General features: G+C 46.0%; 8 protein-coding genes. 2 read left to right on the top strand and 6 right to left on the bottom strand.

What is annotated here, in order from left to right; all coding sequences use genetic code 11:
- Nucleotides 1–7: 7 nt before the first annotated feature.
- From AABW11_RS07770 to AABW11_RS07755, 4 genes are all read right to left on the bottom strand, one after another.
- Complete coding sequence (locus tag AABW11_RS07770) at nt 8–2,119, bottom strand: PP2C family protein-serine/threonine phosphatase (RefSeq protein ID WP_340104289.1); 2,112 nt, start codon at nt 2,117–2,119, stop codon at nt 8–10.
- The gene (locus tag AABW11_RS07765; RefSeq protein WP_340104287.1) at nt 2,116–3,108 is read right to left on the bottom strand and encodes a DUF4097 family beta strand repeat-containing protein; all 993 of its coding nucleotides are present in this window, start codon (nt 3,106–3,108) and stop codon (nt 2,116–2,118) included. Before AABW11_RS07765 ends, AABW11_RS07770 begins: the two co-directional genes overlap by 4 nt.
- 84 nt (nt 3,109–3,192) lie before the next feature.
- On the bottom strand, nt 3,193–3,492 hold the full coding sequence (locus AABW11_RS07760; protein ID WP_340104649.1) for a serine hydrolase domain-containing protein: 300 nt from the start codon (nt 3,490–3,492) through the stop codon (nt 3,193–3,195).
- 12 nt (nt 3,493–3,504) lie between these two features.
- Nucleotides 3,505–3,639 carry a hypothetical protein gene (locus tag AABW11_RS07755; protein WP_340104285.1) on the bottom strand — a complete coding sequence of 45 codons (135 nt, stop codon included), beginning with the start codon at nt 3,637–3,639 and terminating at the stop codon, nt 3,505–3,507.
- Between the two features lie 147 nt (nt 3,640–3,786).
- Here AABW11_RS07755 and AABW11_RS07750 point away from each other — a divergent pair, with 147 nt between their 5' ends.
- Entirely contained in the window at nt 3,787–4,359 is a 573-nt protein-coding gene (locus AABW11_RS07750) for a DsrE family protein (protein WP_340104283.1), read from the top strand.
- Nucleotides 4,360–4,517: 158 nt separating this feature from the next.
- Here the strand turns inward: AABW11_RS07750 and AABW11_RS07745 are convergent, their stop codons facing one another.
- Both AABW11_RS07745 and AABW11_RS07740 read right to left on the bottom strand, forming a co-directional pair.
- On the bottom strand, nt 4,518–6,050 hold the full coding sequence (locus AABW11_RS07745; RefSeq protein WP_340104281.1) for a M20/M25/M40 family metallo-hydrolase: 1,533 nt from the start codon (nt 6,048–6,050) through the stop codon (nt 4,518–4,520).
- Between the two features lie 286 nt (nt 6,051–6,336).
- Nucleotides 6,337–9,405 (bottom strand): BamA/TamA family outer membrane protein, encoded by a 3,069-nt coding sequence (locus AABW11_RS07740; RefSeq protein ID WP_340104279.1) that lies wholly within the window; start codon nt 9,403–9,405, stop codon nt 6,337–6,339.
- Between the two features lie 376 nt (nt 9,406–9,781).
- Here AABW11_RS07740 and AABW11_RS07735 point away from each other — a divergent pair, with 376 nt between their 5' ends.
- The gene (locus AABW11_RS07735; protein WP_340104277.1) at nt 9,782–12,211 is read left to right on the top strand and encodes a Lon protease family protein; all 2,430 of its coding nucleotides are present in this window, start codon (nt 9,782–9,784) and stop codon (nt 12,209–12,211) included.
- Nucleotide 12,212 lies beyond the last annotated feature (1 nt).

The following is a 12,212-nucleotide window of genomic DNA, read 5'->3' as shown; positions in this document are numbered from 1 at the left end:
TTTTGCATCATTTTTCGCTACGTTCTGATCCAGCGTATGTTTCATCATCTTTAATTTTGACGGCCATCATTGTTACGTCATCTTCATTTTTATGATCTCCGCTCCAGCTCATCATCAGGCTGCGCATATGCTTGATAATTTCTTTAGAGGTCGCGCAGGATTTATTGAGCAGTTCCCGCTTTATCCGTTCTAAACCAAGCAGTTCACGTTTTTCATTAAAAAGCTCCATCAACCCATCGCTCATAAGTAAAATAGTGTCGCCCGCGTCGAACTCGAGCTGCCGTGTCTGATAGGGATACGCTACTTTTGTGCCGAGCGGCAAGCCTTTCAGCGTTACGGTTTCAACGCGTCCCAGTTTTTTACGGTACCATAATACCGGCGGCATTCCCGCTGAAATAATTTCTGCCTTCATGCCATTACAGCGCATGATAATCATGCCCATGTACATCATGTGTAAATCCATTTTCCGAAGCCCGTCAGACATTCGATGCAGCATCTTTACCTGATCTTTCTCGCCCGCGAGCATATGAAAATTACTCTTTGCAGCCGCCACCATAATGCCGGCTTTCATACCGTGGCCCGTGGCGTCGCCCAGGGCAAGGGTCATCCAGCCATCATCCTGAACAGAGTAGTCGTAGTAGTCGCCACCAACCTCTGTGGCTGTTTCCATGTACACGGAAATGTCGTACGGATCAACATTTGGAAGCTTACTCGGCAGCATTGATAGCTGCAGGGTGCGGGCTTCTTCGAGCTCGTGACTTTTCCGTTTGTTTTCAGCCTCGAGCAGACGCGTTTCGATCTCAATTTCTTTATTCCGTTTCTCCTGCTCCAGTGTTTTTTCGGAAAGATCTTTAACCTCAATCAGCTTTTGCTCCAGCCGTTTTTGCGTGACGGCAAAATCTCGCGACAGAAACACCGACATCGCAAAGATCATCGTGCCTGATCCGAGAATACTTGCTGTGGTTGTTTCGCCGGTTAACAGATTGGCATTAATCAAAATCCGGTACAGGATGCTCATCAAAAAACAGAAAATGCCAAACCCGATAATCCATGACCCGGACCGTTTCTGCAGCACGATTTTAAACAATGCCCTGAGCATTTCAAGAACTGCAATCAACACAAACAGCTCGCGGGCCAGGTAAATCTGCCCCACGTTGTACCAAATTCCTGCAATTAGAATCAGCCCTGCAATTCCAAAGACCCAGAATTGTACAGGTGTTCTTTTTTGGTACAAGCTGTAAGTGAATCTCAGAGCATAGAGAATGGTCAGTATCCATGTTACCTGGGCGATTTTCGTAAAAATGACTGACTCAAAAGGGGAGTGCGTGAATTCTGTTTTGAATATTGACAGGACCAGAACACCGAGGAAGAGCGTGAAAAGTGCAAAAAACAGGTTCCGTTTCTCAGCCGGATAGAACGAGAAAAGCAGCAGGTGTATGACGGCAAATACAAGGAGTGAACCCAGGAAAAATGTTTGCCAGCCCGATCGCCACATAGCTGTATCAACCCGTGAATCTAAATGGTAGTTTGCATCACCCAAAAGAAACCGAAACCCGGCCATGCCTTCTTCCTCGATAAAGCTATCGGGCGTTAAGTTGGCATAGCGAACGGCAATGGTCTGTTCGCCGGCATCAGGAAAGACGATCATTTTTGGCTTAAAATCAGTGTAAGATTCAATTGTGCCATCCGGGTTGATGTTGCCCAGGCTGAAGACCTCATCACCGTTCAGATAGACCTCCGAGGCGCCAAGATGTTTTTCGATAAGCAGGGCGAGAGGCCTGTTTACTAATGAAGAGTCTACATATACTTTTAGACGAAACCATCCGATGCCCTGCCACTCGGCAAATGCAAAATCAAAAGAAGTCAGATAGGTACTGATCTGATCCCATTCCGAATCGTCAAGCCCGGGAGCTGCAAACTGCAGATCATCTCCGGAAAAATACTTCCACTGGTCCGTAAGATATATAACATTATCGCGGCTCTGAAGGTCATCAGCCTGTAAGATCTGTACACCGGAATCCGTTTGAGTCGCTGAAACCGGCGACCAACAAAAGATCAGGCAGAGAGCCGTCGCCACACCGGCTTTTCCCACCCCCAATGAAGCACTTTCAAAAATCATCTGTTAGTGCCCGTTTTGATTATCACATTACCTGACACGGACGAAATTTGAATTGGAATAGTCCCGCTTCCAAATTTGACGTTTGCCACCCGCTGCTGAACGCGTCCTTCAAATTCACGTTGATTTAGCAGATCACTCACGTCCACCGATGAACCCGACGCCTGTATTGAATAGTTTAGCTCTGCAGGCAGTGTCAGGTTAACTGAACCCGTCACTGTTTCTATATAGCTGCCCTCGCCAACCGAGAAAAGCCGCGCGTTTATATTCCCGGTGGTGGTTGCCGCAATAAACGTCCCGCGCCCGCTATTTGCGTCAATGGGTCCCGTCACGGTTCGCAGGCGAACTTCCCCGTCTGAATTAACTACCGTAATGCCGCCGTTTGTCGTTTTTGCATTCAGCTCACCTTTCATATTCTCTGCGGTGATGTTACCACTTGCCGAGAACGCATTAATTTCACCCTCAAGATTATCGAGAAACAAATTCCCCACCGTGGCCTGAATGAGATGCTTACCTTTTAAATTTCGGGCGTAGATATCGCCTTTAGTATTTCGAATTCGCGATGAAACGTTTACTGGTGTTTGTACGATATAGCTGAACGTGATATTGTCGCCTTTCCATACGCGCGACTCCGTTCGCCTGGGCTCTACACTTGCAATAATCTTCTCCCTTGTCCGCTGAAATATAATCCGGTAATTATCCAGGCTTGTACTGCCCGACCAAAGAGAAAATCCCCGATCCACATAGAGATCGATCTGGATGTAATCGATATCGGGATTTTCATAGATTTCTACGTTGCCGTTAAGCGTAAAAACTGATAGCTCTACCGTTCGGTCCACAGGAAAACGTTCTGACTCAAAGGGTTCGCCTTTCACCAGGCCTTGTTCAATGAGTCTTGATTTTGGTGTTTTATCCTGTGCGGTAGAGGGATTATAAAATCCAACGAGCCCGGCAAAAAGGAGGAGAACCGTAAGGGATTTATGTACTGCCATGCATGATACCATTCGTGAGATGTTGTAAACACCTGTTACGCATTAACTCCATTGTGGTTTCGAATTCGTAGTCAATAAAGCATTTCATCCCGGATGATAATACTGGATTCCACCGTTATGCCAGGCAATTTCTTCAACTATCACAGCGTGCCTCGTCACAGGAAAGCCGGGTACGTAAACCTGAATCGGCTGATTCAAATCAAGGTTTCCCTTCTCTATCAGTAATGCACCATCTGCGGCCTTATAGATTTTTGATACATTCCCTATCCTTAACAGGGTTGCTGAGGGCTCAACGGAAGCCTCTGTTTCTTGATCAGAAAATGCATACCCCTTTGACCGAATCATCTCTTCGCCCCTGTAGACAGACACACTCATTCCTGGAATCTGGTGTTCAGTTTAAAAGCGTTCCACAATTTGATCGGCCGGCTCAATATCCATTTCGAAAACGGCTGCTGGAGACTGCGAAAAAAGAGACGGAACAGCAAATAGGTATAGTATCAGGAGTGATGCATACATTGGGTGGATTTTCATAATACTGGCGATCAAATGAGCAGATATTTAAAAATACGTATGTCTATGATACACAATTTCTTGAAGCAAATGATTGGAATATTGCCGGACGCATTACCAGGTTCCGCCAGAGCTATCTCTTCCAGGTTTAGTATATTTCACAATCACATGAAATCAAACCAATCCACACGTGAAATGAAAAAACTGCCTTTTCTTTTTGGGACTATCCTCTTTGCTATCTCATTATCCTCCTCAGCTTTTGCCCAGGATGCCCGGTATCCGATTGTTAACAACTATGGAGGAATTTACGAAATAAACGGCGCTGTTGACCCAGATTCCGATATTCACTACAGAATTGTAATTGATCTGAAAACCCTTCAATCCGATAAGGAACGTCTCAATCAGGGGCTAAACAATGTGGCGAGAATGATGAATCTGCACGGCCTGGGCGGAGTGTCTAAAGAGAATCTCAGTGTTGTGATTGTGGCCCATGGCGGTGCCACGGAATCGATCCTGAACCATGACGGATACCGCAGGAAGAACGACGTTGACAATCCGAATATACCGCTTATTGATGCTCTGAAAGAGGCCGGCGCAGAAATAGTTGTATGCGGGCAATCGCTGCTTGCCCGTGGTTATGAACAAAACGAGGTGAATAATGAGGTGACCATTGGATTATCTATGCTCACGGTAGTTACCGAACATATGCACAAAGGTTTCCAGCTTCTCGTGTTTGATTAACCTTTTTTCTTTCACCATTATGATATTGACTAATCAGACTATACATTTTCAGGATATTATGAACATACTTTAAGCTGTTACTCACAATTTTTTGCCCTCTCCTGTAACCTTTCGCGCAGAATCGTATTTAAAATCAATCCCGAACCACTCAGTCAAAATCACTCCATGGTAAACATGGCGGTGTAAATCTCGATGCCATACCAGATATTACCAATTCGTATATTTTCATCCGGAGCGTGTTGGTTGTTGTCATGATTCGCAATGGGCACGATAATAATGGGTGCGTCCAGGGTCTGTTCAAAGTGATACAGCGGCAGCGTACCGCCCATTGTAGGATAAAGAATAAGATCATCCTCCGTAGCATCATCAATTGCCTGTGCTACTCGCTTACTCATAGGATTATCTATGGATGTTCGCATAGCCGGGTAGCCTGTTGAGCGGGTGACTTTGGCAACTTTACTGTGCTCTCTTTTCGTATCTAAACCAGGTTCTTCATGCACAATATGGTAGCCCTGACTGCGAATATGCGCCTCTACTTTATCGAGCATTACTTCCGGCTCATTGCCTTTTGCCAGCCGCACCCCGAGGCTGGCTGTGGCACGGGTGGGGATTACATTACGAGCCAGTTCGCCAACATTTCCGCTTTGCAGCCCTCTCACTGTCAATGTGGGATACATATAGCTTTCTATCAGCGCCCGCCCTTCAAACTCGGTCCATGATAGCCCGAGGTCATCCCGGATTTCATCGTCAACATCCGGCAGCGTGGCAAAAGCTTCACGATCCGCCTGGGTGATGGGTTCCGTTTCATCATTAAATCCTTCGATCAGTATTTCTCCTGTTTCGTTCTTCATACTTGCGAGGAGATCGGCCAGCATTTGACCCGGCACAGGTGACCAACCGCCATAATGCCCGCTATGGAGAGGCCGGTGCGGACCGTATACGGTTACCTCCATTCCGGTAACACCGCGAACACCAAACACCACCTGCGGACGTCCACTCTGATGCCTCGGCCCGTCAAAAATCAGCCATAGATCACCGGCCAGTTTATCTTTATAACGTTCCAGGTAGTAAGGGATATGGGGTGAGCCAATTTCTTCTTCTCCATCAAAAAAGAACTTCAGATTCGAGGTGAGCGTACTCTCAGATTGCTGTAGCGCATCCAGAGCAGCAAGCAGCGCCGGGAAAGGGGCTTTATCATCAGATGCTGATCTACCGTAGATTCTCCAGTCGGGATCAATCGGCTGATCGGCTGCCGGAAACGGAATAGGCTGCCCGCCACGGTCTATCGGGCCAGAATAGAGCACAGGTTCCCAGGGATCATGTGTCCAATTGCCGGGGTCTACGGGCTGCCCGTCGTAATGGACATAGATATTGAGAGTACGGCTGGCGCCCGGTGTCTTTAGCTCGCCGAAAATCACCGGGGGAGCATCCGGATAATCCGGCAGAGTCAGCAGCTCCATAATTACACCGCGTTTCTCAAATGCATCCATCAGCGCATCTGCATTCCGGTTGATATTTGGCAGATCCGAAGCAACATTAGGAATACGAAGCAACTCCATGTAGTCCTGTAAAATGGCATGGGCGTTCTCTTCCGTATAAGACCTGGCAGCCTCCAACGGAGCCGTTTGAGCCTGAAGAAGTGTTGTTCCGAACATTAACAGAGAGATTAGAATCAGTAAGTTTCGATGCATTCAGGACGGATTAAGCTGGTGAGTAAAATACTTTGAAATAACTTAGATGATTCCTAACTGCTTCTCAACGTCAATTTTTTCAGATGTTTAAAAATAACAGTGAAACTAAATATCAGATAAAGCTGATTCAATAGTACGTCTTCACCCAAGAATGAGAGTAGAAAGCACATTATCTAATATCATGCATAAAATTTACCAGCCTCTCTTTATACCAATCAAATCATCTCTTGCCGAAGAAAAGACAATCAAATGTGAATTAAGTCATTCATATGCTATTCTCGAATTTTTACCAACCCGGTGAGATATGAAACCCTACATATCCGCCTTTCTCCGGCCGTTGAAAGGGAACCGCGTAATAGAGTTCTGTTATAAGGTAACCTAAAATATTCACACGAAGGCTAACGCCGGCACTGAATACCGGTATTCGTTCCGTTGTCTGTGTCTCCCATTTCAACTCAGGCAGATCAGTCGGTGTCCATGTTACGCCGCCATCAAAAAAGGTCGTCAGTGTCGTTGGTATGGTTCGTGAACTGATCAGAGCAAGCTGTTCCGGACCGAGCAGCGGAAACCTTAATTCTACGTTTGATACAACCATACTGCTGCCGGTGAGACGGTTTATCTCAGCACAGTTCGTTATACCTTCCTCCTGCTGCGTACACTCGTCAGGATCAAAAGATGCAAAATTGTACCCTCTCATTAGACTTTCAAAACCAACAAATTCAGGGCTGAGCCGGTCGTCATTGGCATCCTCGCCATATCGTCCGCTGTGAAGTGCTCTGAACGCCAGGGTGAACGGCTGTAAGTAGAAGTACTTTCTGTAGTCTGCCAGCGTACTTACGAAATTCAATGATCCCGTGGTTGGGGTAACCTCAAACCGCATCCGCTGGCCATCGATCGGGCCGGTGAGAGCGGGTATAGAACTGTCCTGAACGTAAGCGATGGAAGCATCAAAAAGATTGAGAGGAGAAGGAGTATCAAATCCTTCGACATCGCGCCGAAACGGATTGCCAAATTGATTTAAAAACGTCTTTTCCAGTTCTACATCATACCATATATGCCTGAAACCCACACTGCTTTCCAGCCGCTGAGTGGTAGAAATCGGATACATACCCAGCGCTGAAATCCTGTCGCTAAATACGCGCCGGTTTATACGATTTATGGTTGGAACTACAACTTCGTCTCCATCCACGGATGTGGTATCCTGCGAGAAAAATGCGCGGCTGGTTCTAAAAGGGATGTGAGATACAGACCCTCCCCAAATAAAACGGTTGTCTCTATTGAGATAAGCCACCTGTCCTCCCAAATCTTTGTACGTGCCCTGTATGCGGAGTGTGGTCATCAGCTGATGCTGGTTCAGCATATCACTAAACTGCATATCAATACCGCCTCCTGCACCTACACCAAGCTGGTTCGATACTCCAATTCCGCCACCACCCCCAATATAGCTGAGGCGAAGAGTCGGCTCATAATCTGACCTGGATACGACTGAATCGGGAAGCATGCTTATACCTGTTTGCGAAAGCAGCTCGGAAACCGACTGAGGACCTCTTCGATCGAAAGGAGGGAGCATTTTTGCGTTCACCCCTGGCTGATCCTGCTCTACCAGTTCTCCTGTGAGTTGATCGGCCGAGAATTTTCTAAACAGATAATTTGACTGGCTGAAGGTGGTAAAAATCATTGTACCCGTTTCACCGGCAATCGACATAGCAGGTGAGTGCTGGCTAATACCGCTTACCCCGGTACTTACATCCGTTACTTGATAGCGATCCAGAGTCTGTAAATCAAACCGGTAAATATTATTGACGCCATCAGCATTTGAAATAAAAAACAATGAATTTCCATCAGGGCTAAACTGTGGATTGATATGTTTAGCGTCTTCAAATATCGGCAATGACGTGATCTGACCTGTTTCTAAATCCATCAGCGAAATCACCATTTCACCGAAATCCAGGCTTTCGAGATCAGTATCCGGGCCCCGGTCTGAAATAAAAGCCACCGTTTGGCCATCTGGCGACCAGGCAGGCTGCAAATCAGCATACCTTTCGTCGGTTAGCTGCTGCAGTGAATCTTCTTCCATATGATACATCCACAGATCACTAAAGCCATCACTGGAGCCGGAAAAGACAATTTTATTTCCGTCAGGTGACCACGCCGGATTGGTCATGGAATCAATTTCATCAAACCGAAGCTCCCTGGTTATGCCTCCGTCGTCCGGATCTATGATAATAATTTGGTTGTCACCCTTTTCAAAAACAACAGCTGCAAACCGTTCGCCATCGGGCGACCAGCTGCCGGATGATTCAATAAACCGAAGTGCATTCAGGTGGGGGTCGGTGAGTGTGTTTGTCAGGCTTCGGATCACTTCACCTGTTTCGGCATCAGCAAGGTACCATTCCAGTGAAAAAAGTTCTTCGTTGGAAATATATATAACATACTCACCATCAGGGCTTATAGATGGGGCTGTTCTCAAAAATTCATTATCACCGGAAAATATCTCTTCACCTATTTCATCGGGAGGTGTAGCTCGTTCCACATCTTCCCGGTAAGCAGATGTGATGGCTTCGTGCCATAGCCCGGAAAGAGAATCGGGGGAAATATTTAGCGTATCCTGCAGGCCACTTTTGATTCCATTAACTGCAACTGATTCATACAGTGGGTAAACAATTTGATCGCCCCAGGTACCTGTCATAAACGTCCAGAGAGAGTGACCGTACCGGTAGGGAAAATATTCCCGGCTGTTTGCAAGATCGCTGACGCTGGGCAGATCATCCCGAAGTACGGCATCGCGCATCCACATGGCAGTTTGCGCATCTTCCGGCCCTATGGATAAATATTCGGCCATTCCTTCAATAAACCACAGCGGAATGTTTGATGTAGCTCGAACGCCGCCGATATTACTTCCCTTCGCTAACCTGTATTGAAACGCGTGTACCAATTCGTGGCCCAATACATGATTGGTGCTCCGATTAGACTCAGCCATGGGCATAATCACCCGGTTCCTGAGGCCCTCGGTAACACCACCGGTACCAACCCCAACATTGGGTACTATATTATTTTGCTGGAAATCGGCATGATTTGCATATAAAATAAGGGGATTTACTCCGGCAAATGTATAATTAAATACCTGTGAATGACGGCTGTACCATCGCTCGGAAAGAACCCCAAGCTGAGTGACCGCTTCTCTTTCGCGCGGATAATAGTAGATGTCAAAATTTGGAGTATGCAGAATTTCAAAATCGAAATCTTCATATTGGACTTTGTTTCTCCCAAAATATTGGGCATTTACCAAATCGGGTAAGATCATCAAACCAACACAAAAAAAGATCCAGTAGGGGAGCTTATTTACCTTATTCATGGGAGGTGGTTTTGAGTTTTAGGATTAGCCTCATATTAAATCAATGAGCGCCAGCATGATAGAGTTCCAAATCTCCTGTTTTCGATAAAAATAGTTCCGCCTAAGCGCTTTAACCTGCTCTTTTGCTTTCAAACAAACTCGTTTATACAAAGCACTCATCAGAATTTTTCGTCGATATAGCAGATGCCTGGGTGCTAAATCATCGAAAACAATCCTAAAACCTGATTCTTGATCTCTCAGAGAAGGTGATCTGCGATCGTTCTTTCTATGTTAAACATCAGGTTTTATTTCTGCACGTGGAACTACAACTTATAATCATTCATTCTATATAATAAGAAGCTCAAGGAGTTAAATCTAAAAATAAGAGGCAGCTAAAGTGAAAAAACTAACGAAAGAGAAGTTAATACTGGCATGCGAAACCGATGCGTTTGATTTTGAGACCACAGAAGATATCACAGACACATCGACAATTATCGGACAGGAGCGTTTATCCTCATCAATGGAACTTGGGGTAGATATTCCAAAAGACGGCTACAATATTTTTGCTCTTGGCCCAAATGAGACAAACCGACTGAGTCATATCCGGCAATTCATGGGGCAAAAAGCCAAAGACAAACCCACACCGCCTGACATTTGCTACATCAATAATTTTGATGACCGATACAAGCCCGGGGTCCTGAAAGTACCCGCCGGCAGAGGCATGAAGCTTAAAGAGATGATGGATCAGCTTATAGAAGATCTGGTTCCTACACTGCGGTCATCGTTTGAAACGGAAGAGTATCAAAACAGGAAGCAGTCACTTAAAAACAGGCTTCAGCAAGATCAGGATGAGTCGTTTGAGGAGCTGCAGAAAAAGGCAAAAGAAAAAGGCCTTGCCCTTGTCAGAACCCCCGCCGGCTTCACATTTACCCCCATGAAAGACGGCGACTTGATGGACAATGAAGATTTGAAGGAGCTATCGGACGAGGAGAAAGAGCGCCTGGAAGAAGAGACGAAGAAACTACAGCAAGAGCTTCAGAAAATTATCCAGAAAATGCCCTCCAACAAACGGGAGATCCGTGATGAGCAGAAGAAGCTGGATAAAGAAATTGCAACAAATGCTATCAAAGAGTTATTCAAAAAGGTTCGGGATGAGTTTTCAGACCTTGAAGAGGTCCAGGACTTTTTAGATAGCGTTGAGATGGATATCGTTGATAACGTGCAAAAAATCATGAATCCACAGGGGCAGGGAAATCCAATGCTACAACTGGCCGGCGGCGGACAGCAATCGCAGCAGCAGCCGGATGCGTCCCAAAACCCGATTTTAGACCGATATAAAGTAAACGTGCTGGTAGATCACAGCGACACTGAGGGGGCGCCGGTTATTCATGAGGATAATCCCAACTACAAAAATTTAGTGGGTAAGGTAGAATACCAGTCCAGGATGGGTGCACTTACCACCAACTTTAACCTGATTAAACCGGGGGCTTTTCACAAAGCAAACGGCGGCTACCTCATTTTACATGCACGCAATGTGATTATGGAACCATTTGCCTGGGAAGGCCTTAAACGTGCTCTGAAATCAGGCGAGCTAAAAATTGAATCTTTGGGCGAGTCCTATAGTCTCATAAGCACCGTTTCCCTGGAACCTGAGCCTATTGACCTTGACGTTAAGGTAGTTCTCATCGGCGAACGATTGCTTTACTATATGCTTTGCGAGCTTGACCCGGAATTCAAATCACTCTTTAAGGTTGAAGCTGATTTTGAAGACGAGATAGACCGCGACAGCAATAATCATGACCAGTATGTTCAGCTTCTGGCAGGCCTGATTAAAAAGAACGAGCTTACACATTTTGATAAATATGCAGTAGGACGGGTTATTGAGCAGAGCGCACGACTGGCAGGCGACAGCGAAAAACTATCTGCCAAGACAGGAGAAATCGTAGAACTTCTGATTGAATCTAATCATTGGGCTAAGAAAAACGGCAACGATGTTGTTAAGCTTGATGACGTGGAAAAAGCTATTGAGCATAAAATTTACCGGTCCGGCCGACTGAAGGATAAAGTCCATGAAGCAATTAACCGGGACTATATTTTCATTGACACAGAAGGCGAACACCCTGGTCAGGTTAACGGTTTGTCCGTATCGATGATCGGAAACAGTACGTTTGGCCGGCCAACCCGCATTACAGCACGCGTGCAGCTCGGTAAAGGAGACATTGTAGACATTGAACGTGAAGTAGAGATGAGCGGTCCCATACACTCAAAGGGTGTTCTGATCTTAAAGGGTTTTCTGGGCGAGCGATATGCTAAAAATCGTCCGCTTTCACTTTCGGCAAGTATTGTATTCGAACAGTCTTACTCCAACATAGATGGCGACAGTGCTTCATCAGCCGAACTCTACGCATTGCTTTCATCCATCGGTGATATTCCCATCAAGCAATCTTTCAGCGTAACAGGCTCAGTCAATCAGCATGGAAAAGTGCAGCCGATTGGCGGCGTGAACGAAAAAATTGAAGGGTATTTTGATATTTGTAAGGAGCGGGGGCTTACCGGCGAACAGGGTGTTCTGATTCCACAGGCCAACGAAAAAAACCTTATGCTTCGAAAAGATGTACGTGAGGCCGTAGACAACGAAGAGTTTCACATTTACTCCGTTGAATCAGTGGATGAGGGTATGGAAATCCTGACTGGACTCGAGATGGGAGACCTGGACGAGGACGGCAATTACCCCGAGGGAACTATTAATTATAAAGTGATGGACCGGCTCAATCAACTTGCCGACAAACGACGTGAATTTATGATCTCCGAAAACGGAGAAGACTAAT

Source organism: Rhodohalobacter sp. 8-1 (assembly GCF_038150125.1).
In the GTDB taxonomy this organism is placed as follows: Bacteria; Bacteroidota; Rhodothermia; order Balneolales; family Balneolaceae; genus SW132.
The sequence above is the reverse complement of the archived record's forward strand: the minus strand, read 5'-3'. Positions and strand labels throughout refer to the sequence as shown.